The following is a 26,469-nucleotide window of genomic DNA, read 5'->3' on the forward strand; positions in this document are numbered from 1 at the left end:
CAACCTGCTGGCCAAGCTCAACATCACCGCCACCGCCGAACGCATCACCCTCAGCGCCAAAGAAGAACTGGTGATCATGGCCGCGGGCAGCACCACCACCTATAACGCCGGTGGTATCACCCACACCACTCGCGGCCAATACATCGCCCATGCCAGCAACTTTGCCTATAAAAACGCGCAAAGCCAGGCCGCGGCGTTTCCCGGTGAACCGAAGAGCGGCCAGGGCAATCTGGAATTGTTTCAGCACTATGCAAGCCAGCACGCCTTTAAAGGCGCGGCTTATCAAGTAGAGGACGCATCAGGCCAAATCTTCACGGGCACGCTCGACGCGCAGGGCCACGCTGCCGTGGCAGGCCTCGCCCCCGGCCCGGCCAAAGCACAGCTGGGCAAAGACCCCTCGGACACCTGGGCGTTAAGCAGTTATATCGGTAAGCCCCATGCCCCGGACTTCGACTCGACATCTCCCGCATTGCCCGGCAAAGCCGCCACTCAGATTGCGCACACCCTGCTGGCAGCGCACGCCACCCGGGAGCAAGGCCAATGAGTACTCGCCAGGGCCAAGTCGCTGTTGCGCCACTGGACACGATTGGCGTCGAAGACCTGAAAAAAGGCGCAAATAGTGTTGATACCTGGCTGCGAGAAATCAGCGGCGACCGGATCACCCTGCAAGGGCTGAAAACGGTCGCCAACTACATCCCGATCATCAACAACATCATGGCCGCTATTGATGCGGTCAACGACATCATCACCCTTGCTCGCAGCGAAAAACGCCATCTGCTCGACTGGGTCAGCCTGGCCATCAATCTCATCGGAATCATACCGGCCCCGCCCTTCATGGCAGGCGCGCGCACCAGTTTGCGCCCAACGCTTTTTCTCGTACGACAGAAAATCAATCAGAACCCCAAAGCCGTGCTCGGTGACGCACTCATCAGCGTTCTGGTCAGCCACTTGAACGCCACCATCCTTGGCTCGCTTGAAGACTTTGTGGAAAAAGCCCAAGCCCAGCTCGACGACATGCTGAAAAGAGCCGGTGCCAAGGGCCAAGAAATAATGCTCAGCTTCGCGCAGGGCATCGAAGATCTCGTCAGCGGCACCCTTCACTACAAGGAGCCGCCCACCAGCGACTCAACTTCACTGCTTAAACTGATCGGTAGCGCCATTACCCATGCGCCGGGTAAAGCAGCTGTAAGCGCCCTGAACAGTGCCAGCGGCTACATCCCTGAAGACATTAAAAGACTTGCTCTCTTCAATGCCGGGCTTCTGCGTCAGCTCGCCAAGGAAGTGAACAGCCAGTTGGCCGCACTGGCAGACGTCAACACCGAACACAGTGTTGGCTACTTGCTCTCAGTACTTAGCAAGGCCACCAAAAAGAAACGCAGAGACCTCAACGCAAACGTTCCGGTCTCTCACTCGGCACACGCCAAAAGCATCAGCGGTCAAGGGAACCTTGGCGCCACTGGCCGCCAGGCCCCTGCGCGCAAAGATGCCAATTGCGCTAAAAATGTCGTTTGCCCGGTCACTGGCCACAGCATCAGCTTCGCCCGTGGCAGCGAATACCTCGCCCACACCGACTTTACGCTTGCGGGACCTTTCCCGATCGAGTGGTCGCGGGCCTATCGCTCAAGCCAGTCAGCGCTTGACAGCGGGATATTCGGTGCACGCTGGACAACCCCTTATTCCATGTTTTTTGAGGTTCGTCACAAAGGGCTGGTCTACCACGCCGACGATGGGCGCAGTCATGACTATCCATTGCTCAAACCGGGCAAGTTTCACCACGACCCGATAGAAGATGTCGTGCTGGTGCGCACCAGCGAGCATGAACTGTCGTTGGCCCGAGGGCATCAAAGCCAGGAACACTACCAGCGCATCGGCAAACACTTCTGCCTCACCGCCATCACCCTGCGCGGCGGCGCCCGCGTCACCCTGCACTATGACCACCAGCACGCAGGCCAGGCAGTGCTGTCGGATCTGATCACCCACCAGGGCGAGACCCCGCACCAGCACATCCACACCCAGCTCGACGACCACGGCCGCATCAACGCCCTGTGGCTGATGCACGAAGGCGCGCCCTTGCGCCAACTGGCGGGCTACGACTATGACGAACACGGCGATCTGCGCGCTGCCCGCGACGAACACGCCGCGCAGTGGGCGTATCAATATCAGCATCACCTGATCACCCGCTACACCGACCGCACCGGGCGTGGCATGAACCTGCAATGGCAAGGCGACGGTCCGGATGCCAAAGCCGTGCGCGAGTGGGCCGACGACGGCAGCTACGACACCCGCCTGGAATGGGACGCCAACATCCGTCTCACCTACGTCACCGACGCCCTCGGCCAAGAGACCTGGCACTACTACGACATCCTTGGCTACACCTACCGCATCATTTACCCCGACGGCAACGAAGAATGGCTCTTTCGCGACGCCGCCAAAAACGTCACCCGCCATATCCACACCGACGGCAGTACCGATACCTACGCCTACGACGAGCGCGGCAACCTGCTGCAACACACCCGCGCCGACGGCAGCAGCATTCACCACGCCTATGATGACCAGGACCAGCGCTTCAAGACCCGCGATGCCGAAGGCGGCCTGTGGAAATACGACTACGACCCGCGCGGCAACATCATCGAAACCCTCGACCCGCTGGAGAACACAACCTGCTACGTCTACAACAGCGACAACCTGCCGGTGCTCATCACCGACGCCCTCGGCGGCAACAAACACCTGGCCTACAACGCCGACGGCCAACTGACCCGCTACACCGACTGCTCGGGCAAAGTCAGCCAATGGCAATACAACGCCCTCGGCCAGCTCAGCCGTTTTACCGACGCTGTGGGCAACATCACCGCCTACCATTACAGCGCCGGGCAACTGGTGCGCCTGACCCTGCCAGACAACACCGAAGAGCATTTCGAGCGCGACGCCGAAGGCCGCCTGCTCAGCCACACTGACGCCCTGCGCCAGCGCACCGTGTGGCACTACAACGAAGCCGGGTTGATCCAGCAACGCCAGCAGGCCGACGGCAGCACCCTGGCCTACCGCTGGGACAAACTCGGCCAATTACTGGAACTGCGTAACGAGAACAACAGCACAGCCACCTTCGCCTACGACCCGGCAGGCAAGTTGCTGAGCGAAACCGGCTTCGACCGGCAAACCATTCACTACCAGTACGAGAACGGCAGCCAACAGCCGACCCATCGATCCGACGGCGACCGGGTCTGGCGATACGACTACGACCCGCTCGGCCGCCTGAGCGCCCGCCACGCCGCCTACCAGGGTGGCAAGCAATGGCAGACCGAAACCTTTGCTTACGATGGCAACGGCAACCTGCTGCTGGCCACCAACCCGACCTGCAAACTGCAGTGGTTTTACGATGCAGCGGGCAATAACACCCGCGAACATCAGCACCTGCACCTCTACAAACCCTGCCACGTTGCCATCTGGCAGCACGAGTACGACGCCCTCAACCAACGCATTGCCACCACCCGCCCCGACGGCCACCGGGTCAGTTGGCTGACCTACGGCAGCGGCCACTTGCTGGCGATGAAAGTCGACGACATCGAACTGCTCAGCTACCAGCGCGACGACCTGCATCGCGAAATCGTCCGCCATCAAGGCAACGGCCTGCAACAGCGCCAGAGCTGGACGCCCAACGGCCAGTTGCAGGAACAGACCGTAGCCCTTACCGGCTCAAGCACGCGCCTGCTGGTGCGCAACTACCGCTATGACGATGCAGGGCAACTGACCGACCTGCACGACAACCGCCGTGGCGACATCAACTACCGTTACGACCCGCTCGGCCGCCTGCTCGGTGCCAGCAGCCAGTACAAAGAAGAAACCTTCGCCTTCGACCCGGCCAGCAACCTGCTAGACCCCAAGGCCCCGCGCCGGCCCATCCACCACCCGCCGCCCAAGCTCCTCGACAACCTGCTGCGCGACTACGTCGGCCAGCACTACACCTACGACGCCCGCGGCAACCTGCTTGAACGCCTCGACAACGGCAAAAAAGCCCGTTTAACCTGGGACCTCTACGACCGCCTGACCCGCTACGAAGACGACCGCCTCACCGCCGACTTCGCCTACGACGCACTGGGGCGAAGGGTAGCCAAATACTCCAAAGCCCACTGCCCGCCCAGCCCCGGCGCCGGCCCGGCGTGGATCGAGCAACAGCAGCGCACGCTCAACGCCCAATACGACTGCGGCCAAAACATCTACGGCTGGGACGGCGACACCCTCGCTTATGAAACACGCTACAGCGACAACCCTGGCGAACGACGTCTGATCCACTACTTCTACGAACCGGGCAGCTTCATCCCCGTCGCCCAAACCGTCGAAAACCGCAACCTGTCGCTCGTGCGCGAGCCAAACCATGAAAACGGCTACCACATCGACCGCGACCCGCTGTGGCAACACCAACCCGTGGCAAAACCGTTCAACGCCATGGCCTGGTACCAATGCGACCACCTCGGCACGCCCATGGAACTCACCGACCAACGCGGAGAGATTGCCTGGAGTGGGACGTATCAAGCGTGGGGGTTGGCCAAAGAGAAGCGTACAGACAGCGCAACTCGCGAAAACATCCGCAACCCGCTGCGCTTTCAAGGGCAGTACTTCGACACCGAAACCGGGCTGCACTACAACCGCTATCGGTACTATGATCCGCAGGTCGGGAGGTTTATCAGCAAAGACCCGATCGGTTTTGCGGGCGGGCTGAATGTCTATGCGTATGCGCCGAATCCGGTGGGGTGGGTTGATCCGCTGGGGTTGGCTAGAAAGAAACGCCGATCAGGCGGAACACCGAAAGAAGCTCAAATCAAAGTTAAAAGGGAGCAAGCGCCACCTGAAATTGTACGCATTGACGGACCAGAACAGAGCGTACCTAATAGTCAATGGCATGCACATTGCCCATGTGGGTCAGGCTACAACCTAGATGGAACAATTCATGACAAGGGCAAAGGCGACGTAAATTTTTCCAACAAAACAGTCGAATGGTTAAACGATCACGGATGGGAAATACCTAAGAAATGAAACTAGAAAATCTATATAACGACATAATAAGCAAAGAACCATACAACGATATGGATATATTTTTTTCAAATCATGATAATTTCGAGGAAGTGCCTCTCATATCAAGAGACAGCAGAATCAGCAGACTATCAGAATTACTAAAGCAAAATGACACGCTAGAATTCCTGATAGGGCTTTCAGTTTTTCTACTCAATTCAATACACACCATCAGCAAAATCAAAAACATAAATAAAGAGGAACTATTTACTGCCATAACATTCACCAGCTTTAAAAGTTGCCGCGCCAACCACCCCATCATTCCCAACATATTCATATACCCTAATCAAAAAAAGGACGACAACCTTCAAAAAACACTTATGCATCAACAGCCAAATGAAATATCTGCTGAGCTGACAACAATTAAAAACCACTTCATTAACTGCAACCTTGATGCCAGCTTTATCTTTTATGAAAGCAGATTTCATGACCACACCTGCAACGATGAATTCATAAGAATATTTGCCATTCCGAAACAACAGAACAAACAATGAGATTCAATTTCACGCATTCATGGATATAGCATAATAAACCATATACTATATCTATTGACTAAAGCTCCCTGACCAGCGAGTGCATGCCCATACTCAACAGTTGGGCGATGGCAGGCTAAATAACCTAGAGATATGCCGTATATACAAAAGGTCGTTTCCTACACCTAGGACTGAAATACCTACTCCATCAACAGTGCTCCCATTGGAATTGCCGTACATGCAAACCTCAAGAACCCGTTTCGCTCTCAGGGGCAATACATCGATGTAGCAAGCGGCCTGCACTACAACCTCCAGCGGTACTATGATCCGCAAGTCAGAAAGTTTATCCGCAAACTCCCGATCGGGTTTGCGGATGGGCTGAATGTCTAAGCGTATGCGCCGAATCCGGTGGGGTGGGTTGATCCGTTTGGGCTGGCCGTCCACAGAGGAAGAATACAAGCACAAGGGAAAAAGCTTGAGCAGTCTGTGAGCTGGAACCAAGATGAGTCGCTTACTGCGGCGGATGCGGAACTAAAAATGGAAAAACTCAAAGAAAAAATTAGTCGCACAGATATGAAGATACGAGAAGGTGTTTTTGGCAAAGCGGAACGCTTTATTGATGATGCATACAGATGTGAAGGGGTCAGCGCACCTGTAAGTAAAACATTCATGGTGAAAGATACCCGGCACAAACATGTCGATATAGAAATCACGTCAGGCACAGCATTAACGGAGAAATAAAATGTTCAAAAACTACCTATCAAACCCTGACACCTATAAAAGCCTAGAGGAACACATCGTTAATAAATTCACACACTTAGCCAATACAAAAAAAATAGAAACCAGCAGCTTCTCACTACCTTTTTACAACACAAAGTTCTCCGATGGAACCAGCTTCATGGATGCAAACCCTATATTTTCAGTAAAAAACATGAAAACTGGAGATATTTTCAAAGCGATTCTCGACGAAGAAATTGATAAACCATTTATAGCTAAAAAAAAAACACAGAGCTTGGACAGGAGCTTTCAATAACCTTGCCACTTAAAAGTATTAACTCACTTGATGCAGAAATTTCAAAATAGCTAAACACATTTAAAGCACAACTATGCTAACACCACACGCACCACAAAACACCACGCTAAAAAATTAATCCTAGCGTAAAGTCAACGACTCGATTTAGGCAACAGTACAATCTTACTTAACCATGGCAATTTACCCAATAGCACTTAACTGAAACCGCAGCTTACGCAACCCTGAATAATTCACTGCGTTGTCAAAGACAATACTTGGATGTAGATACCGACTGCAATACAACCGCTATCGGTACTATGATCCGCAAGTCGGACGGTTTATCAGCAAAGACCCGATCGGGTTTGCGGGTGGGCTGAATGTCTATGCGTATGCGCCGAATCCGGTGGGGTGGATTGATCCGTTTGGGCTCTCAAAATCAGGGAGAAAACCAACTCCAACAGCAAAACCAAACATTGCCAACCGACAATGTTTCGCACACAAATGGAGCGTCGAACGATATGGCAGAAAGTGTAACGGGCATATTCCTGGAGTAGGAAACGTAACTCTATTTCGAGATCCGAAAGACGGCTATTTGTACTCAGCCGATAAAACCGAACACTGAGGAAGCGCGTGGAAATTATTCACAGAATCGAGTAGCGCTGGAACCCTAGAGTGGACAGCAGACCTCAATGAGTATGGAGACATCATGAAAGGAAAGCATAAAGGCTCGACAGGTCGCTCCGTCGACCTAAAGAAATTAAAATACCAGGACAAAAAATGATCATTTCAGCCGAGGAATTTATCAATCTTATCAACAGCAACATTGAAGCTGACAATAAAAGAGCCATTACCGAAGAGGCAGATGAGAGCGTCTGGGAGAATGTAATCGCAAAATATCCAGACTATGAAATTTTCATACTGCAAAACGAAACTCTCCAGCCCAACACAATAAATCTTTTGTCAAAAAGTGAAAACTGGAAGACAAGGCATGGCATTGCAAAAAAAAGAAGATCTGATACTAAGATATTAGCCCTCCTATCAAATGACGAGCACCCCATAGTTAGACAGGCGATTGCGTCAAACCAAAAAACACCTCATGCAATACTTAAACGTCTGTGTTCGGATACCGATGACAGAGTTAGTCGCGTTGCCAACTACAACATCAGACTTCGACCTCAGCAGTGAATTCCAACCAACTAAAAAATCGTGCCCTATCACTCCAAGGATCTCTTCTTTATGAAATGTATATTACAAACCACGGAGGACTCGTCAACCAAACCATGCCCCACCCTGTGTCTCAACGGCGAACTAATGGTAGCCAAAGGCTAACTAGTGATGCGCCGCCCCTGTGCATGGGGTCGATTGTCGAAGACAGCAACAGCTATTCCGTCAACGGCGTTCCGGTAGCACTAAACGGCATGAAGACTACCTGCAGTGCCAAGCTGATCGCCAGCGGCTCGTGGGCATCAATTCACCGTTGAGCATGTCAGCGAGCGTTCTTTAACAATTCAGTATCACCGCCATTGGCTCAACAACGCCAATGCCTACGATCCCCATCAAAACCCGCAATGCTAAAAGCCGTCTGCTCAGCCACTCCGACGCTCCGGACCTGCAAACTGCAGTGGTTTTACGATGCGGCGGGCAACAACACCCGTGAACACCAGCACCTGCACCTCTACGAACCCTGCCACGTTGCCATCTGGCAGCACGAGTACGACGCCCTCAACCAACGCATTGCCACCATCCGCCCCGACGGCCACCGGGTCAGTTGGCTGACCTACGGCAGCGGCCACTTGCTGACGATGAAAGTCGACGACATCGAACTGCTCAGCTACCAGCGCGACGACCTGCGTCGCGAAATCGCCCGCCATCAAGGCAACGGCCTACAACAGCGCCAGAGTTGGACGCCCAACGGCCAGTTACAGGAACAAACCGTAGCCCTTACCGGCTCAAGCACGCGCCTGCTGGTGCGCAACTACCGCTATGACGACGCCGGGCAGTTGACCGACCTGCACGACAACCGCCGTGGCGACATCAACTACCGTTACGACCCGCTCGGCCGCCTGCTCGGTGCCACTACCCTGAAGGGCGAAGAAACCTTCGCCTTCGACCCGGCCAGCAACCTGCTAGACCCCAAGGCTCCGCGCCGGCCCATCCACCACCCGCCGCCCAAGCTCCTCGACAACCTGCTGCGCGACTACGTCGGCCAGCACTACACCTACGACGCCCGCGGCAACCTGCTTGAACGCCTCGACAACGGCAAAAAAGCTCGCTTCACCTGGGACCTCTATGACCGCCTGACCCGCTACGAAGACGACCACCTCACCGCCGATTTCGCCTACGACGCACTCGGACGACGGGTAGCCAAATACTCCAAAGCCCACTGCACGTCCGGCACCGGCCAGGCGTGGATCGAGCAACAGCAGCGCACGCTCAACACCCAATACGTCTGCGGCCAAAACATCTACGGCTGGGACGGCGACACCCTCGCCTACGAAACGCGTTACAGCGACAACCCCCGGCGAACGACGTCTGATGCACTACTCAAACCGATCAACACCCCCACCCCGCATAACCCAGCGTCTTTTAACACCAGACAGTGGCCGTTTGGTGCCAACGGTGCGTACTATGACGCCCGTTTCAATAACGCGATCCAAGCGCCCCACACGGCGGTGTATGCCTTGCGCTGACACCTTTTGACTTCTTTGAGAACAGCATGACTTTTGACTTCGATACGCTGCTGGATCGTGCCGGCAGCGGCAGTAAAAAATGGGGCCGCTATCCGGATGAGGTTCTGCCGATGTGGGTCGCGGACATGGATTTTGCCGTTGCGCCGGTCATTCAGCAGGCCTTGCAACAGCGCATCGCACACCCTGCTTTCGGGTATTGCCTGGCTACCGACGCGTTGCGCCACACGCTGGTTGATTACCTTTGGCATAACTATGCCTGGCGGATCGAACCTCAGGATCTGGTGTTTCTACCGGGTATCGAACCCGGCGTCAGTATGGCGCTGCGCTCATTGATCGAACTGGGTGCGGGGGTGGTTGTGCAGACACCAAACTATTCGCCGCTGCGTAATGCCGCCAGCCATTGGCAGTTGCCAAGCATTGAGTTGCCGTTCCAGGCCGATCTCCAAGGCCACTGCTATACCGATATCCCGGCACTGCACGAGGCGTTGGCCAGCGCCGGTGCGCTGCTGTTGAGCAACCCGCACAATCCGTTGGGCAAGAGCTTTTCTGCCAGCGAACTGACAGATATTGGTCATGCCTGTGTCGAGCACAATGCGCTGATCATCAGCGACGAAATTCACGCCGATCTGCAATTCGATGGTCTGCGCCATGTGCCTATTGCGTCACTTGATCCGCAGTTCGCGCACCGCACGGTGACTCTGATGTCGGCCAGCAAGGCCTATAACATTGCCGGTCTGAAGACCGCGTTTGCGGTGATCCAGAACCCGCAGCTACGTGAGCGCTTTGATAACGCCCGCGCCGGCATGGTCGACAGTGTAAATGCCTTGGGTCTGGAAGCCACTCGCGCCGCCTACGCCGATGCCAGACCGTGGTTGATCGAGCTGCTGGCTTACCTGCAGGGTAACCGTGACTATCTGCTTGAGGCCGTGCGCTCGCGGCTGCCGGGCATTACCCTGCACGCGCCGCAAAGCACTTACCTGGCCTGGCTGGACTGCTCTGCACTGGGCCTGGAAGACCCGCAACGCTTTTTCCTCGAAGAGGCCAAGGTTGCCCTGAGCGCCGGGACTGAGTTCGGCGCAGCCTGTCAGCAATTTGTACGGCTCAATTTCGGTTGCCCGCGCTCGACCCTGGAAGAAGGTCTGGCGCGGATGGAACGCAGCTTGCGGGGCACCACAAAACCGTAGGAGCGAGCTTGCCTCGCGATCTTTTGATGTTAAAAGATCGCAGCCTTCGTACCTCGACAGCGACTACAGTTGCGTAGCGCTTTACGGTAGGTGCCAAACATGGCCGCAAACAACACCCTACAACCCACCGGTGGCAGGCCGATGCGCAACCTGCCACGCTTGAGGTCGAGCAGTTCGTTGATTTCAGCGAGCATGTCACTACGCTCAGAGAGCAAAACAAGTGCACGCCGGCAGGCGATCTCACCGGCAGCCGTCAGCTAAACTTTGTGACCGGCGCGGTTAAACAAGGGCATGCCCAACTCGTCTTCAAGGGACTTGAACGCCTTGCTGACGCAGAATTGGTTTTTGCCTATCTTTAGCCCACCTCGGCGACACGGCGCGGTCACTGAGCTCATCTGGTTTTTGAGGAATGATTGACATGATTATTTCATCCGCTTCCGATTATCGTGAAGCCGCTAAACGCAAGTTGCCGCGCTTTCTGTTCGACTACATCGACGGTGGTGCCTACGCCGAGCACACCCTGCGCGCCAACAGCGCCGACCTCTCGTCCATCAGCTTGCGCCAACGCATCCTGCGAAACGTCGAGAGCCTGAGCCTCAAGACCACGCTGTTTGGCCAGGAACACGCAATGCCGGTCATCCTCAGCCCGGTCGGCCTGACCGGCATGTTCGCCCGTCGCGGTGAAGTGCAGGTGGCCAAGGCTGCCGCCAACAAAGGCATCCCTTATTGCCTGTCGACGGTGTCGGTGTGCTCCATTGAAGAGGTGGCGTCGCAGAGCCCGCAGGCGATCTGGTTTCAGTTGTACGTGCTCAAAGACCGCGGCTTTATGCGTAACGCGCTGGAGCGTGCCCAGGCAGCGGGCGTAACGACCCTGGTGTTTACCGTTGACATGCCCACCCCAGGGGCGCGCTATCGTGATGCCCACTCCGGGATGTCCGGGCCGTACGCCTCCTCGCGGCGCATCCTGCAAGCCATGACCAAGCCAGGCTGGGCGCTCGATGTGGGCCTGTTGGGGCGCCCCCATGACTTGGGCAATATCACTAAATACCGCGGCAAACCTACCACGCTGGAGGACTACATCGGCTGGCTGGCCAACAACTTCGACGCGTCCATCAGTTGGAAAGACCTGGAATGGATTCGTGAGTTCTGGAAAGGCCCGATGATCATCAAGGGCATCCTGGACCCGCAGGACGCTAAAGATGCAGTGAGTTTCGGCGCCGACGGCATCGTTGTCTCCAACCATGGCGGCCGCCAACTCGATGGCGTGCTGTCCACCGCCAAAGCCTTGCCCGCGATTGCCGACAGCGTAGGCGACGACCTGACCGTTCTCGTCGACTCCGGCATTCGTTCCGGGCTGGACGTAGTGCGCATGCTGGCACTGGGCGCAAAAGGATGCTTGCTGGGGCGCTCCAGCGCTTATGCACTGGCGGCTGACGGGCAACACGGGGTTGAAAACCTGCTGGATATCTTCAGCAAGGAAATGCGCGTCGCCATGACGCTCACAGGTGTTACGTCGATTGACCAGATCGACCGCTCTACCCTGACCCAGGGCGATTATTGAAAACGCGCCCCGGCAAGACGTATTGATCAGGCAGCCAGCCCGCCGTCTATGAGGTAGATGGCGGCAGAAAACGTGACGATCGACAACACTGTACTGATCAAGATGGAGGTCGCGGCCTCGCTCTGATAAACACCGGCCTGGTTGGCGAACATGGCCGGTATCGTCGCCGAGGGCAGCGCACTCAACAGGATCATTTGCTGGGCAAATAAGCCGTGCCTGCCCAGTACCACCATCGCCCCAAACATCAAGGCCGGCTGAACAAACAGCTTGAGCCCCAGGTTGGTCCATACCTCACCCGACATCTTCAACGTGTCGGTAGACATGATCAAACCCAGACAGAACAGCGAAACCCCTGGCGTCGCCTTGCCCAGAAGGTTGAACGACTCGGCGGCCACGGCGGGCAATTTGAACTCCAGCATGGACAGCAGAATGCCCAGCGCTGGCGCCCACACCAGAGGTCTGCGAACTGCCGTTGACAGGCTCGACACAAACGCCTGAACACCACTGCCTTTACCATCGGCGATAGTCAGCAACGTGATAGTCAGGGGGATCATGATCAAGGTTGCGACAAGGTTTAAGACCAGCACCGAATAGATGCTCTGCGGCCCGTACATGGCACCCAGGATGGGGATCCCCATGAACGCGGCATCCGGAAAACCGTTGACCAGTCCTTTGAGGGTCGCCGCCTTGAGGTCGCGAAGGCGCAGCCAGCCAATGCCCAGCGCCAGCAGGAACATGCCGATGATGCCAATCACCGTCGCGAAAATGTACTTGAAGTCCAAAAGTTGCGCTCGCGGCGTGTTTGCCATGCCCACGAAGAGCAAGGCCGGCATGATCCAGCCGAGCACCAGACGGCTGATCAACAAGCTGTCCGAGTGGGTTAACTTCCCGCGCTTACCGGCGATGAAGCCGAGGAGGATGACGCATGCAACAGGCAAAAGAGGCCCTACTATCCTGTCTAACACTTCTTGAATCCTCGACTTTATTTTTATCTCTGGAGTGTGATCCCGACACGTTCGGCACGCGCCATCACACCCGGTAACTGCGGCTACCGAACGTGGCACACGCGGGCGATGAATTCGGGGTCAATACAGCGGATCAGATGGCCAAGGCCTGGGCGCCCATACACAGGCGGTTTATCAACCGTGTCGAGCAGCAGTTGTGCTGGGGTGTTGCGCCGTTTGAACCGGCCACGCGCTAACGCGCAGTCGGATTCAAAGTCAGCGGAAAGTAATTGAGCTACCGTTGTTCAGCAAATTAAAAAACATGACTTATTCTTCATTTTCGATCTGAGCAGCGCGCAACATTATTGTGATTTTACGAATAGAGATTGCAGAAAACCCATCTTTATTCACCGCAACCGAACATGCAAACCTTTAGACAGAGCACGATTAAGCTCACCCGCACGACTGTGCAGACGTGCCGGGGGCCAGGTTATTTTCTTAAGGGTTTTAACTCATGAATACGTCCAGCAAAAAAGTCGCCATCGTTACCGGATCCTCACGTGGCATTGGCGCAGCCATTGCCGAACGCCTTGCCCACGATGGTTTCGCAGTCGTGGTCAATTATTCGGGAAGCGCTGAACCGGCCCACGCCCTGGCCGATAAAATCACCCAGCAAGGGGGCAGCGCAATCGCGGTCCAGGCCGATATCAGCGACAGTGCAGCGGTCAAGCAACTGTTCGAAACCACCATCACAACCTTTGGCGGTGTCGATGTGCTGGTCAACAATGCCGGGATCATGGCACTAGCCCCCTTGGGCGATACCGACGACGCGACCTTCGACCGACTGCTGGCGATCAACTTCAAAGGCACCTTCAATACCCTGCGCGAAGCCACCAAGCACTTGCGTGATGGCGGGCGGATCATCAACTTTTCGTCCAGCGTGACCGCCCTGCTGCAACCGACCTACTCGATCTATGCCGCCACCAAAGCCGCAGTAGAAGCCATGACCAGCGTTCTGGCCAAAGAACTGCGCGGTCGCAATATCACCATCAACGCCGTGGCTCCAGGCCCGACGGCAACCGACCTGTTCCTTAACGGCAAACCTCAGGAAGTAATCGATCGCCTGGCCAAACTGGCGCCGCTGGAACGCCTGGGCCAACCTGCGGATATCGCAGCAGTTGTGTCGTTCCTCTCGGGCCCGGACGGTGCCTGGATCAACGGCCAGACCCTGCGCGCCAACGGCGGGATTATTTGAGCCATTGATGACACCTGGTCAGGTCGGCCAAAAGGCCGACCTTTTTACTGCTCACGCCAACCACCTGCAACCAAGACCACAATGAATTTTCAGGTCAATACAGCGCATCGGCGGCGACTCAATTATCTGTACGGCACCCTCCTTGCGCTGTTGGTCGCGTGGGGACTGAGCCTGTGTACAGGCAAGCGCACACCCGATGCCATGCAAGAGATGACGATGAAACCCTCTATTACCTATTTGCATTTACTGCGGCATACGCCTTTTTTCACCGCACTGTCGACGGAACAACTGCAGTGGGTGATCGATCACTCAATGGAGTGGGCGGCCGAGCCGGGTGCCGTGATCGCCAAAGCCGATCAGCAGGCAACTTCAGCCGCGGATTACTGGATCCTGCTCGATGGCGCATGGCAAGTCGAGCATGACGGCCAGGTCTACCCCAGCCAACATGCCGACCCAGGCAAATGGTTCAGCATCCGCGAAGCAAAAGGCCGCAAGTGTGCCCTGGTCACTACAGAGAACAGTTACGTGATGCGCATCACCGAAGCCGATATGCAAACAATGCTGGAGCACGGCTTTGGGTTCGGCCAGCACCTGCATGACGGCAAAAAATACTACGACGCATTATTCCCCGGCCAAGCGTATGTCCAGTAAACCCAAGAGCCGGGAACAGGCTAGTCAATGCTGCGCAGCCCATTGACCATATCGTCCCGGCATTTCAGGAGAGCTGCTTTCACCGCGTCTTTGGCCTGATCAATACGCCATACCGGGCCAACCACATCGATCGCATAGCGGCCCTGCGGTGTTTGCAGCCCTACAGCTATTGCACCCACACCCAGCGTATGTTCATCAAAATCCAGCGCGAATCCATCCTCGCGGATCGTCTCAAGTTGCTCCAGCAACTGAGACAGCGACGGGGTTTTCTCGGTGAGCGGTTTGAGTGCCTTGCCTAGCAATTGCCCAATGGCTTGATCAGGCATCGTGGACAACAGGATTTTCCCTCCGGCCGTGGCGTAAATGCTCAGAAAACTACCGGCGACCGGCGCAACCCGCAGTGCATGAGGAGAGACCACAGATTGAAGAATCATCATTTGCGCACCACTGGCACTGACCAGGCTTGCTGTCTCACCCGTCACACGAGACAGCTCCTCAAGGTAGGGCCTGGCTTTTTGGGTGATATCAACGTGGCTGTGGGAGGCCAAACGCATCAACGCCGGCCCCAGGCAAACGCCACCACGACCGTGCACCTCCAGCAGTTCTTCCTGTGCAAGTGCGTCTACCAGCCGCTGGACGGTTGAGCGCGGCAGGCCGCTACGCTTGGCGATGGCACCCAGGCTCAGGCCCGAAGGCTCATCCTCCAGACAGCGAAGGATCGCTGCCGCACGTGAGATGACCTGAACACCGCCACGGTCAGTTTCATGAATAGTCATAAGATTGTCCTTAGTATTGCCTAGTGGTACATTGCACCGCATGTCAGGTTAAATGATTTCAACAGCAGGAACCTTCCCCTTGTCCGCTCCCCTTCCCCCCTCGGCGCCGGCTCCATTTGGCTGGCGAATTGCCCTTGGGCTTATCGGCGTGCTCGTTGCCGCACTCACGTCAGGCATCAATGACCGCGTCACCGATATCACGTTGGTCGACATTCTCGGTATTTACGGCCTTGGTCATGATGAAGGGACCTGGATCAGCTCCGCATACGCCGCTGCCGAAGTGAGTGCCATGCTGCTGTCGCCGTGGCTGGCAGTCACCTTTTCACTTCGCCGTTTTGCCATTGTGGTGACATTTTCCTTTGCTGTCCTGGCCGTCATTATCCCGTTTGCACCCAACGTTGAAAGCCTGGTGCTGCTGCGCGTACTACAAGGCTTGGCCGGCGGCGCATTACCTCCCCTGCTAATGACCGCAGCACTGCGTTTTTTACCTTGGCACGTAAAGCTTTACGGGCTCTCGGCGTACGCGCTCACCGCTACCTTCGGCCCTAACCTGGCCATGCCACTGGCGGCGCTCTGGACCGAAGGCGGTGACTGGCGAATGGTCTTCTGGCAGATCGTACCTACGTGCCTGATGGGGGCAGCGCTTATTGCTTACGGCCTGCCGCAAGATCCGCTGCGGCTGGAGCGGTTCAAGCAACTCGACTGGAGAGGTGCACTGCTGGGTGTCGCGGGCATTTCAATGCTGGTAATTGCCTTGACTCAGGGCGAGCGGCTCGACTGGTTCAATTCACCGCTGATCAGCACGCTGATTGCAGGCGCGATCATTTGCCTGCCACTGTTTTTGCTGAACGAATGGTTCCACCCGCTGCCGCTGTTCAAGCTGCAACTGCTGGAACGGCGCAATTTTGCCTACGGGATTATCACCCTGTGCCTGTTTTTGTTCCTGACCATGGCCAGTGGCTTCATCCCCGCCGCCTACCTGACTGAAGTCAAAGGCTATCGACCGCTGCAAACCATGCCAACGGCCCTGTTGATTGCGCTGCCTCAATTGTTGCTCGCACCGCTGGTCGCGACCGTCATCAATCGAAACTGGGTTGACTCACGTTATGTGATGGCAACCGGTCTGGCGCTAATTGCCATCGCCTGCGCAGGCGGTTCGCTGATCACCAGCGAATGGATTCGTGACGATTTCTATGTGCTGCAGATACTGCACACCTTCGGCCAACCGATGGTAGTCGTGCCCTTGCTGATGAATGCAACGGGGGTGATTCATCCCATGGAAGGCCCCTTTGCGTCTTCGATGGTCAACACGATGCGCGGCCTGTTCTCGGTGGTGGCCGCTTGCACCGTCGAAAACTTCATTACTCATCGCGAACATGTGCATTCAAATACGCTCCTGGACGGGCTGGCCTCAGCACAACCGTCCTTGCCCGGCCTGCTGCATGCCCCCTCTGCCCACGCATTGGCCGAGCGGGTACGAGAACAAGCCTTCGTCTTGAGCTTCAGCGATGCCTACCTCGCCTTGCTGGTCATTATCGCGGTGATGTTTGTCGTGCTGCTGACCCTGCCTAAACGCGCCTTTCCACCGCAACCTCCGGTATCACCATGAAACAACACAGAACTGCTATTGGCTTAGTCACTACCGCCGTCGTCATTTGCGTCGTCTACATCGGCTACAGACTGGTGGGTGGAAGCTCCGTCCAAAGTACAGACGACGCTTACATCAGGGCTGACTCTGTTTTCGTATCACCGCGCCTGTCTGGACAAATTGCCAGGGTTGCGGTCGAAGATAACCAGCAAGTGAAGGCCGGCCAGCTGCTGGCCGAACTGGATGACCGGGACCTTCTGGTTGCCCAGGCTGCCGCAGCCTCCAGCGTGCAAGCAGCCAAGGCTGAATTGGAGAACCTGGGCGCCAGCATTGAACGCCAATCGGCAATCATTGATCAGGCCACCGCGACGATCCGGGCCACGGCCGCGTCACTCAAGTTCTCCCAGGCCAATGCACAGCGCTACCTGAACCTCTCCAACGCCGGTGCCGGTACTCAGCAAGAACAACAAAAGGCCGAGGCCGAGTTGCTGGGCTGGCAAGCCACCCGCGACCGAGATGAAGCAATCCGCATTGCAGCGGTCAAAACCCTGAGCGTCCTGAAAGCCCGGGTGGATGTTGCCAAAGCTGCATTGGCCAAGGCTAACGCGGCCCTGGATCAGGCGGACCTCAATTTGTCGTACAGCAAAATAACCGCGCCTCAGGATGGCATGATCGGCCAGCGCTCCGTGCGCGTCGGCGCTTATGTAGGCCAAGGGCAACCCCTCATGGCGGTGGTCCCGGTGGACAAAGCCTTCGTGATCGCTAATTTTCGCGAGACACAACTGGCGCACATGCATACCCGCCAAGCCGTGGAACTGCGTGTCGACAGTTTTCCGGAGCACAGTTTCAAAGGCTGGATAGAAAGCCTGGCACCGGCAACCGGACTGTCCTTTTCCGCTATCGCTCCGGACAACGCTACGGGCAACTTCACCAAAGTCGTGCAGAGAATCCCGGTGAAAATCATGTTTGATGAGCACCAACCGGATCTGGATCGACTGCGCGTTGGTATGTCGGTGGTTGCCAGCGTCGACGTCACCCAGGAGCGCTGAAATGAAACGCACGCTTCTGTTTATTTCGATAGCAAGCCTTGGCGCTTGCACCGTAGGGCCGGACTTCCAAAAGCCTGAAGCTCAACTACCGGCAACTTGGCAAACCGCTGTTACTTCCGGTGCAAGCCTGGACACCAAGGTAGATAACCTGTGGTGGCAGCGCTTGGGCGACCCGCTGCTGACACAGTTAATCGATCGTTCTGCGAGCGCCAATTTTGATGTGCGCACGGCCAGTATCCGCCTGGAGCAAAGCCGCTTGCTGCGTCAGGTCACCGGCAGTGAAAGGCTGCCCGAGGTCAGTGCCAACGCTGCTTATAAACGAGCGCGAAACAGTGCCGAAGGGGTGCTGGACGAGTCCAACCTCAATGGCAAGGCACCTTTTGAACTGTGGACCAGTGCCCTCGACGCCAGTTGGGAAATTGATCTCTGGGGGCATGTGCGCCGCAGTATCGAGGCCGCTGACGCCGACGTCGAACTCAGCCAGGCACAACGCGACGGTGTACGTTTGAGCATCGCGGCTGAAACCGCCACTGATTACATTCGTTTGCGGGGAGTGCAAGCCAAGCTGGCGGTCGCGCGATTGAACCTGGACATTGCCCGGCAAAGCCAACAACTGACCCGCGCACGCTATGACAATGGTGTGACTACAAACCTGGACACCGCCAACTCGGCCGCACAGGTGGCAACGATTGAAGCCGTATTGCCGTCGCTTGAAGCGGCGCAAAGCCGCTTGATCAACGCTCTCAGCTTTTTACTCGCCACCCCGCCACGCACGCTGCATGCAGAACTGATTGAGCCCAAAGCCATCCCCCATCCAGCTCCCGATGTGCCGCTGGGCCTGCCTTCGGAGCTGGCCCGTCGGCGTCCCGACATCTTGCAAAGCGAAGCCGCATTACACCGGGCTACAGCAGCCATTGGCGTTGCACAAGCGGATTTCTACCCGCGTGTCAGCCTGGGCGCTAGCATGGGCTATCAAGCCCTCAATGGCTCAAATCTGGGGGCATGGGGCTCGCGGGAGTGGTCGTATGGGCCCAGTGTGTACATGCCGATTTTTCAGGGCGGTCGCCTTACCGGCACACTGCAATTGCGTAAACGTCAGGAGCAGGAAGCCGCATTGAACTACCAGCGCGTGGTATTGAGCGCCTGGCATGAAGTCGACAATGCCATGACCGATTACGCGGCCGAGCAAAAACACCACGCCGCGCTGGAAAAAGCCGTCAACGAAAATACCCTTGCCTTGCGTACCGCCAAAGAACGTTATGCCCAAGGCGCCGCAGACTTCCTGAACGTTTTGACCGTACAGCAGGCCTTGCTGGCAACTCAAAACGATCTGGTCGACAGCGCGACCGATGCCGCCATTGACCGTGTACACCTGTACCGGGCGTTGGGCGGCGGCTGGCCCAAGGAGTAAACATGCAACCGTCATCGCGACACGCTTGCCTCCTTGGCTGGTAGCAGGAGGCAAGCCTGAGGCGGCGCTCTAACGCCTGCGCGCAGGCAAGTCGGTGCAACTGCCGAGGGCAACCTCGGCAGCCATGCCGACCGTCTCACCCAAGGTGGGGTGCGGGTGAATGGTCTTGCCGATGTCCAGAGCGTCGGCCCCCATTTCGATGGCCAGGCAGACTTCACTGATCAAATCACCCGCCCCGGTACCGACAATGCCGCCGCCGATCACACGCCGCGTGTCGTCATCGAACACCAGTTTGGTCAGGCCTTCATCGCGGCCGTTGGCAATCGCGCGGCCTGATGCGGCCCACGGGAACACCGCCACCTCTACCTTGATGCCTTGGGCTTTGGCTTCTTGCTGAGTCAGCCCGGCCCACGCCACCTCCGGGTTGGTGTAAGCAACCCCGGGGATCTGCAACGCATCAAAATGGCTGCACACCAGCTCAGGGTTATTCAGGGCCTCACCCGCCGCCACTTCGGCGGCGACATGGCCTTCATGCACAGCTTTGTGCGCCAGCATGGGCTGACCAACAATGTCACCGATCGCGAAAATGTGCGGCACAGTGCTGCGCATCTGCTTGTCGACGCGGATAAACCCGCGCTCATCCACATGGACACCGGCCTTGTCAGCGCCGATCCGGTCGCCATTGGGTTTGCGCCCGACCGCAACCAACACCAGGTCATAACACTGCGGCTCGGCAGGTGCTTGCTCACCGTCAAAGGTCACCCAGATGCCCTGCTCGCTGGCCTCGGCGCTCACCGTGCGGGTATTGACCATCACCCGATCAAAACGCGGGTGGTTGTACTGCTCCCAGACCTTGACCAGGTCACGATCAGGCCCCTGCATCAGGCCATCCAGCCTTTCGACCACGTCGATGCGTGCACCAAGGGCCGAATAAACGGTAGCCATTTCCAGGCCGATAATCCCGCCGCCCACCACCAGCATGCGCTTGGGCACCGTCTTGAGTTCAAGGGCGCCGGTGGAGTCCACGATGCGTGGATCATCCGGCATGAACGGCAACGTCACCGGTTGGCTACCGGCAGCAATCACGCACTGCTTGAACCGGATCAGCTGTTTTTCACCCGTCAGCTCAAGACCTGCGCCCGAACACAGCGAGACCTCAAGGTGATGCGGGTCCAGAAAACGCCCGACCCCGCGTACAACCTCAACCTTTCGCCCTTTGGCCATCCCCGCCAGCCCGCTGGTCAGTGTGTTGACCACCGCCTCTTTATGACGGCGCAACGCACCCAGATCAACCTGGCCAACACCAAACTCAATGCCCATGGCGGCCAAGTGCGGCACTTCCTCCATCACCGCAGCGATATGCAGCAACGCTTTGGAGGGGATGCAGCCGACATTCAGGCACACGCCGCCCAAGGTGGCATAGCGCTCAACCAGCAGGGTTTTCTGGCCCAGATCGGCCGAGCGAAAGGCCGCCGAATAGCCGCCGGGGCCGCCACCCAGCACCAGCACATCGCACTCAACACTTACTTCGTTCACCTGACTCATGTGCGCCCTCCTCACAGGGTAATTCGACGAAAGTCAGCCAACAGCGCTGCCAGATGCTGAAGGAAACGCGCCGCAGCCGCGCCATCGACCACGCGGTGATCCCACGAAAGCGCCAACGGCAGAACCAGTCGCGGAGCAAACGCCTGGCCATCCCACAGGGGCCTGATCTGTGCCCGGGTTACCCCCAGAATGGCTACTTCCGGGGCGTTGATAATCGGGTTAAAGCCGGTGCCGCCAATCCCGCCCAGACTGGAAACGGTGAAGGTCCCTCCGCTCATGTCTGCAGGCCCCAATTTGCCGTCCCGGGCCTTCTTCGCGAGTTCTGCGCACTCTGTGGCGATCTGGCCGATGCCTTTGTGCTCGACATCGCGAATCACCGGTACCACCAGCCCATTAGGCGTGTCCGCAGCAAAACCGATGTGGCAGTACTGCTTCATAATCAGGATCGGCTCGCCGTCTTCATTACCCAGTGAACTGTTGAACGCCGGGAAAGTCTTCAGCGTCGCAGCCGCCGCCTTGATCAGGAATGCCAGCAAGGTGTACTTGATCGCCTCCTTGCTGCCCTCCTGATTGAGTTGAACCCTGAATGCCTCCAGGTCGGTGATGTCCACTTCTTCGTTATTGGTGACATGGGGAATCATCACCCAGTTGCGCGACAGGTTGGCCCCCGAGATTTTCTTGATGCGTGACAGCGCCACTTTTTCAACCGGACCGAACCGGGCAAAATCCACCTCCGGCCACGGCAGCAGATTGAGCCCGGCGCTTTGCCCAGGGCTATCCAGACGCACCATGGCGTCCTTGACGAAGCGCTCGACATCCTCGCGCAGCATGCGTCCGCCCTTGCCGGTGGGCACCACGCGCGAAACATCCACCCCCAACTTTCGCGCATAACTGCGCACGGAGGGGCTGGCGTGCGGCTTGGCCGCCGATGGATTCACCGCCGCAACAGCCGCAGGAGCCGACGGCGCAGTGACAGCCACAGGCGCAACACTGATCTGCGCAGGGCTGCTGACTACCGGTTCAGGCGCAGGCTCGGCACTCACCGCCACCTGCAACGTCAGCATGGGGCTGCCCCTGGAAACCCGATCCCCCTCTTTGACCGTCACCGCCACCACAACCCCGGCCTCGGGGCTGGGTACATCCATCGAGGCCTTGTCCGACTCCAGGGTCAGCAAGGGCTCATCGATTGCCACTGTGTCGCCCGGTTTGACCAACACCTCAATCACCGGGAGGTCTTTGAAGTCCCCAATGTCCGGGACATGAATCTCTCTAATTTCACTCATGACTTACCGCCGCATAAAAAAGGGAAGACAACCGTTAGCGCGTCCAGGGCGCGGGACGATCACCGCCCAGCCCATAACGCTCAACGGCCTCAGCCAACACCTGCCGCGGTAAACGGCCGTCGCGCACCAGGCCGTCCAATGCCGCCAAAACGATCTGCTGACGGTCCACTTCAAAGAAGTCACGCAAGGCGGCGCGGGTATCACTGCGGCCAAAGCCATCGGTGCCCAGCGCAATAAAGCGCGCATCGACATAACTGGCGATCAGTTGCGGCCAGGCGCGAACATAGTCAGAGGCGACAATCACCGGCGCGTCGCCAGCCAGCGACGCGCACAGATGGCTGACCTGCTCAGGCTCGGCCGGGTTGAGGCGGTTGTGCCGCTCGACCTCACGGGCTTCACGCGCCAGCTCGCTGAAACTGGTGACACTCCACACCTCACTCGCAACCTGCCAGTCGGTTGCGAGCATTTCAGACGCAGCGATCACTTCGCGCAAAATAGTCCCGCTGCCCAGCAGCCGGACCGAACCACGGGGCGCATCAGCCTCTGTTTGTGCATAGCGATACATACCGCGGATAACCTGGGCTTCAACGCCACTCGGCAATGACGGCTGGGCGTAGTTTTCGTTCATCACGGTGATGTAATAGAACTCATCGACATCGCGCTCCATCATCTGGCGCATGCCATGGTCGACAATCACCGCCAGTTCACCTGCGAACGCCGGGTCGTAGGCGCGGCAGTTGGGTACGGTGGCCGCCACCACGTGGCTACTGCCGTCCTGATGCTGCAGCCCTTCACCGCCCAAGGTGGTTCGCCCGGCGGTGGCGCCGAGTAAAAAGCCCCGTGCACGTTGATCCGCGGCAGCCCAAATCAAGTCCGCAACCCGCTGAAAACCAAACATGGAGTAATAGATGTAGAACGCCAGCATCGGCTTGCCATGGGCACTGTACGAGGTCGCAGCCGCCACCCACGAAGAAATCGCCCCGGCTTCGGTGATGCCCTCCTCCAGCAACTGGCCATCGCGGGCTTCGCGGTAATAGAGCATGGAGCCAGCGTCTTCTGGCTCGTACAGCTGGCCCAGCGGCGAGTAAATGCCGATCTGGCGAAACAGATTGGCCATGCCAAAGGTGCGCGCTTCATCCGCCACAATCGGCACGATTCGCGGCCCCAGTTCTTTGTCCTTGAGCAAACCGCCCAGCATGCGGACCACGGCCATGGTGGTGGACATTTCTTTGCCATCGGCTTCAAAGGCGAAACGCGCGTAGTCCGCCATGGCCGGTATGGCGATGTGCTCACTCCCCTTGTTACGCGCAGGCAGATACCCGCCCAATGCACTGCGGCGTTCGCGCAAATAGCGCATTTCCTGGCTGTCTTCAGCCGGGCGATAAAAGCGCAACTGCGCTACATCATCATCCGACAGCGGCAAGGCGAAGCGATCCCGAAACGCCTTGAGCGCATCGATATCCAGCTTCTTGGCCTGGTGCGAGGTCATGCGTGACTCCCCCGCGCCGCCCATGCCGTAGCCTTTTTTGGTCTTGGCGAGGATGACCGTCGGCTGGCCTTTGTGCGCCTTGGCGGCGGCAAACGCGGCGTACAGCTTGCGCAAGTCATGCCCGCCACGCTTGAGGGCATCAATCTCGGCATCCGACATGTGCGAGACCAGCGCCTGGATCTCCGGATCCTGCTGAAAGAAGTGCAGCAAATTGTAGGCGCCATCCTTGGAGCCCAACGTCTGGTACTGGCCATCGACCGTCTGGGCGAAGCGTTGCAACAAGGCGTTGTGGGTGTCCCGGGCAAACAGCGGGTCCCAGTCCGAGCCCCAGATCACTTTGATCACATTCCAGCCAGCGCCGGTAAACAGTGCTTCAAGTTCTTGAATGACCTGGCCGTTACCGCGCACCGGGCCATCCAGACGCTGCAAGTTGCAGTTGACGATAAAGGTCAGGTTGTCGAGCTTCTCCCGCGCCGCGAGCGTGAGCCCGGCAATCGACTCGGGCTCATCCATTTCACCGTCACCAAAAACGCCCCAGACATGGCGCTCGGCGGTGTCTGCCAGGTGGCGGTGTTCGAGGTAACGCATGTAACGCGCCTGATAGATCGCACTGATCGGGCCGATACCCATCGAGCCGGTCGGGAATTGCCAGAAGTCCGGCATCAACCAGGGGTGCGGATATGAACTCAGGCCGTTGCCGCCGACTTCCTGCCGATAGTTCGCCAGTTGTTCTTCAGACAAGCGCCCCTCAAGGAACGCACGGGCATAGACCCCAGGCGCCGAGTGCGGCTGGAAAAACACCAGATCGCCTCCATGCTGCTCATCACGGGCACGGAAAAAATGGTTGAACCCCACCTCGAAAATTTCAGCGGCAGAGGCGTAACTGGCGATATGCCCGCCCAGTTCGCCGTAGGCCTGATTGGCGCGCACCACCATGGCCAATGCATTCCAGCGAATGATTGCGGTAATCCGTTCCTCGACGGCCAGGTCGCCCGGATAAGGCCCCTGGCGTTCAATCGAAAGGGTATTTCGATAGGCCGAGTACGGATGCACCTGCGCGGTGATGCCAAGTGCTCTTGCGTGTTGCTCCAATTGTTTAAGTAAAAACTGGCCGCGTTCGCAGCCGGCCTCCCGTACCACGGCCTCCAGCGACTCCAGCCACTCCCGGGTTTCATCGCTATCACTGTCAACCGGCACACGTTCGTTTGGCACACCCATGGTGGCCTCCTTGATTATTATTTGAGGGCGCAGCTGTAGTCGCTGTCGAGGCACGAAGGCTGCGATGCGGGCCGCAGGACCGCCGATTCATCTCTCCCTGCCTCGTGCCTCGGCAGCGACTACAGGCTTTGGGTGAAGGTGTCGCGGTAGGCGTAAAGGCCCGGAGTGCCGCCGGTCATGACGAACAACACGTTATCGCCAGCGCGGTAGCGGCCTTGGCGGAGGTCTGCCAGCAGGCCTGCGAAGGCCTTGCCGGAGTACACCGGGTCAACCAGCAGCCCTTCGCAACGGGCCATGAGGTGCACGGCTTCGATCATTGCCGGTGTCGGTAGCCCGTAGCCTTCCCCCAGTTGGCTGCCATCGATATGGATGGCCTGCGGGTCAAGGGTGGCTGCATGACCGAGCAGCGCCAGCGCCTCTTGAGTCAGCTGCCGCGTCCTGCTCGCAGAGGTTTGCTGGTCGGCCAGCACTGACCAGGACTTCACGGTCGAAGCCCCACGCCCCAGCAGCTCAAAGCCTGCCGCGAGCCCGGCATGGGTGCCCGCACTGCCATTGGGGATCACCACTTCGCTGAAATGAACGCCCAATTCGATCTCTTGCTGCGCGATTTCTGCCGCGCAACGGGCGTAGCCCAGGCTACCCAACGGCGTCGAGCCGCCAGTGGGAATGACCATGACGTTGCGCCCTGCGGCTCTCAATTCATTGGCTCGGTGCTCGGCGGCGGCCAGAGAGTCGCCCCCCTTGGCCAGCACCTGTATCCGGGCACCAAAAAGCTGATCCAGCAAGACGTTGCCATTGAGTTCGTAATCGGTGTCGGCCTTGGGCACCGAGCGGGTCAGAATCAACTCGCAGGCCATGCCCAGTCGCGCAGACACCGCCGCCGTCAAACGCGCATGGTTGGACTGAATACCACCAACCGTAATCAGCGTATCAACACCGTTTTTCAGCGCGGCACCGAGATGAAACTCAAGCTTGCGCAGCTTGTTGCCACCACCGCCGATGTGCATGTGATCATCACGCTTGAGGTAAAGGCCGACGCCTTGCTCGCGCAAGCCCAACTCCTGCTCAAGCCGCTCGGCGCGTTGAATGCGGGTGCGCCCTGCAACACATCTGCCCGGGGAAAGGCCGCCAAAGCCTTGTCCAGTCTGGTTTGCATGTTCTGTGACCTCATCGCTGATGTTTATTCTTAATTAATATAGGAACAAACCAGCGGGTAATAAACGCACTGAAAGTTAGTACTTGTATAACCTGAGGTTCGCAATCAATGTCGCCT

Annotated in this window: 22 protein-coding genes and 2 pseudogenes; 17 read left to right on the forward strand and 7 right to left on the reverse strand. The window is 57.6% G+C overall.

Annotated features, from left to right (window positions below; translation table 11 throughout):
* The 11 genes from GHO41_RS13770 to GHO41_RS13820 form a co-directional block, all read left to right on the forward strand.
* Positions 1-544: DUF2345 domain-containing protein (locus GHO41_RS13770; RefSeq protein ID WP_153433860.1), on the forward strand; the 544-nt coding region annotated here is incomplete at its 5' end.
* Complete coding sequence (locus tag GHO41_RS13775) at positions 541-5,031, forward strand: RHS repeat-associated core domain-containing protein (protein ID WP_153433861.1); 4,491 nt, start codon at positions 541-543, stop codon at positions 5,029-5,031. The genes GHO41_RS13770 and GHO41_RS13775, both read left to right, overlap by 4 nt.
* Positions 5,028-5,561: an Imm15 family immunity protein gene (locus GHO41_RS13780; RefSeq protein WP_153433862.1), complete on the forward strand. Its 534-nt coding sequence runs from the start codon at positions 5,028-5,030 to the stop codon at positions 5,559-5,561. The genes GHO41_RS13775 and GHO41_RS13780 overlap by 4 nt, the downstream gene beginning before the upstream one ends.
* A 207-nt stretch (positions 5,562-5,768) precedes the next feature.
* Positions 5,769-5,930 (forward strand): RHS repeat-associated core domain-containing protein, encoded by a 162-nt coding sequence (locus GHO41_RS13785; protein WP_371928921.1) that lies wholly within the window; start codon positions 5,769-5,771, stop codon positions 5,928-5,930.
* A 96-nt stretch (positions 5,931-6,026) separates the two neighbouring features.
* Positions 6,027-6,281, forward strand: a complete 255-nt coding sequence (locus GHO41_RS13790) for a hypothetical protein (protein WP_153433863.1) — start codon at positions 6,027-6,029, stop codon at positions 6,279-6,281.
* A gap of 1 nt (position 6,282) precedes the next feature.
* A complete protein-coding gene (locus tag GHO41_RS13795; protein WP_153433864.1) occupies positions 6,283-6,573 on the forward strand; it encodes a hypothetical protein in 291 nt (96 codons plus the stop codon).
* 238 nt (positions 6,574-6,811) lie between these two features.
* Entirely contained in the window at positions 6,812-7,174 is a 363-nt protein-coding gene (locus GHO41_RS13800) for an RHS repeat-associated core domain-containing protein (protein WP_256678757.1), read from the forward strand.
* A gap of 155 nt (positions 7,175-7,329) precedes the next feature.
* A complete protein-coding gene (locus GHO41_RS13805; protein ID WP_153433865.1) occupies positions 7,330-7,737 on the forward strand; it encodes a HEAT repeat domain-containing protein in 408 nt (135 codons plus the stop codon).
* A gap of 56 nt (positions 7,738-7,793) precedes the next feature.
* The gene (locus GHO41_RS13810; protein ID WP_153433866.1) at positions 7,794-8,033 is read left to right on the forward strand and encodes a PAAR domain-containing protein; all 240 of its coding nucleotides are present in this window, start codon (positions 7,794-7,796) and stop codon (positions 8,031-8,033) included.
* A gap of 87 nt (positions 8,034-8,120) precedes the next feature.
* Entirely contained in the window at positions 8,121-9,242 is a 1,122-nt protein-coding gene (locus tag GHO41_RS13815; RefSeq protein ID WP_153433867.1) for an RHS repeat protein, read from the forward strand.
* A gap of 26 nt (positions 9,243-9,268) precedes the next feature.
* The gene (locus GHO41_RS13820) at positions 9,269-10,426 is read left to right on the forward strand and encodes a MalY/PatB family protein (protein ID WP_153433868.1); all 1,158 of its coding nucleotides are present in this window, start codon (positions 9,269-9,271) and stop codon (positions 10,424-10,426) included.
* Positions 10,427-10,506: 80 nt separating this feature from the next.
* Here the strand turns inward: GHO41_RS13820 and GHO41_RS30360 are convergent.
* Positions 10,507-10,767 (reverse strand): annotated as a pseudogene (locus GHO41_RS30360) (LysR family transcriptional regulator); the annotation flags it as partial.
* 77 nt (positions 10,768-10,844) lie between these two features.
* Here GHO41_RS30360 and lldD point away from each other — a divergent pair.
* Positions 10,845-11,987, forward strand: a complete 1,143-nt coding sequence (gene lldD / locus GHO41_RS13825; protein WP_153433869.1) for an FMN-dependent L-lactate dehydrogenase LldD — start codon at positions 10,845-10,847, stop codon at positions 11,985-11,987.
* Between the two features lie 26 nt (positions 11,988-12,013).
* Here the strand turns inward: lldD and GHO41_RS30740 are convergent, their stop codons facing one another.
* On the reverse strand, positions 12,014-12,952 hold the full coding sequence (locus GHO41_RS30740; protein WP_278938667.1) for an AEC family transporter: 939 nt from the start codon (positions 12,950-12,952) through the stop codon (positions 12,014-12,016).
* Between the two features lie 493 nt (positions 12,953-13,445).
* On the opposite strand from GHO41_RS30740, the gene GHO41_RS13835 reads away from it, so the two are divergent.
* Together GHO41_RS13835 and GHO41_RS13840 are read left to right on the forward strand one after the other, a co-directional pair.
* Positions 13,446-14,186, forward strand: coding sequence for an SDR family oxidoreductase (locus tag GHO41_RS13835; RefSeq protein ID WP_153433870.1), 741 nt, complete (start codon positions 13,446-13,448; stop codon positions 14,184-14,186).
* A gap of 81 nt (positions 14,187-14,267) precedes the next feature.
* Complete coding sequence (locus GHO41_RS13840) at positions 14,268-14,837, forward strand: hypothetical protein (protein ID WP_153427948.1); 570 nt, start codon at positions 14,268-14,270, stop codon at positions 14,835-14,837.
* Between the two features lie 20 nt (positions 14,838-14,857).
* On the opposite strand, the gene GHO41_RS13845 is transcribed toward GHO41_RS13840, so the two are convergent.
* Positions 14,858-15,613: an IclR family transcriptional regulator gene (locus GHO41_RS13845; protein ID WP_153433871.1), complete on the reverse strand. Its 756-nt coding sequence runs from the start codon at positions 15,611-15,613 to the stop codon at positions 14,858-14,860.
* Between the two features lie 52 nt (positions 15,614-15,665).
* On the opposite strand from GHO41_RS13845, the gene GHO41_RS13850 reads away from it, so the two are divergent.
* Genes GHO41_RS13850 through GHO41_RS13860 form a run of 3 tightly spaced genes read left to right on the forward strand, consistent with a single transcriptional unit; the run spans position 15,666 to position 19,661 of the window.
* Positions 15,666-17,222: an MFS transporter gene (locus tag GHO41_RS13850; RefSeq protein WP_153433872.1), complete on the forward strand. Its 1,557-nt coding sequence runs from the start codon at positions 15,666-15,668 to the stop codon at positions 17,220-17,222.
* Positions 17,219-18,250: an HlyD family secretion protein gene (locus GHO41_RS13855; RefSeq protein WP_153427926.1), complete on the forward strand. Its 1,032-nt coding sequence runs from the start codon at positions 17,219-17,221 to the stop codon at positions 18,248-18,250. The genes GHO41_RS13850 and GHO41_RS13855 overlap by 4 nt, the downstream gene beginning before the upstream one ends.
* Position 18,251: 1 nt before the next feature.
* Positions 18,252-19,661, forward strand: a complete 1,410-nt coding sequence (locus tag GHO41_RS13860) for an efflux transporter outer membrane subunit (RefSeq protein ID WP_048372797.1) — start codon at positions 18,252-18,254, stop codon at positions 19,659-19,661.
* A 69-nt stretch (positions 19,662-19,730) separates the two neighbouring features.
* On the opposite strand, the gene lpdA is transcribed toward GHO41_RS13860, so the two are convergent.
* From lpdA to GHO41_RS13880, 4 genes and pseudogenes are all read right to left on the reverse strand, one after another.
* Positions 19,731-21,206: a dihydrolipoyl dehydrogenase gene (gene lpdA, locus GHO41_RS13865; protein WP_206541201.1), complete on the reverse strand. Its 1,476-nt coding sequence runs from the start codon at positions 21,204-21,206 to the stop codon at positions 19,731-19,733.
* An 11-nt stretch (positions 21,207-21,217) separates the two neighbouring features.
* Complete coding sequence (aceF, locus tag GHO41_RS13870; protein WP_153433873.1) at positions 21,218-22,489, reverse strand: dihydrolipoyllysine-residue acetyltransferase; 1,272 nt, start codon at positions 22,487-22,489, stop codon at positions 21,218-21,220.
* Positions 22,490-22,523: 34 nt separating this feature from the next.
* Complete coding sequence (gene mdeB / locus GHO41_RS13875) at positions 22,524-25,196, reverse strand: alpha-ketoglutarate dehydrogenase (protein ID WP_153433874.1); 2,673 nt, start codon at positions 25,194-25,196, stop codon at positions 22,524-22,526.
* 119 nt (positions 25,197-25,315) lie between these two features.
* A pseudogene (locus tag GHO41_RS13880) lies at positions 25,316-26,352 on the reverse strand (D-cysteine desulfhydrase family protein).
* Between the last annotated feature and the right edge of the window lie 117 nt (positions 26,353-26,469).

Origin of the sequence: Pseudomonas sp. FSL R10-0399 (assembly GCF_009600165.1) — a bacterium.
Taxonomy (GTDB): Bacteria; Pseudomonadota; Gammaproteobacteria; order Pseudomonadales; family Pseudomonadaceae; genus Aquipseudomonas; species Aquipseudomonas helleri.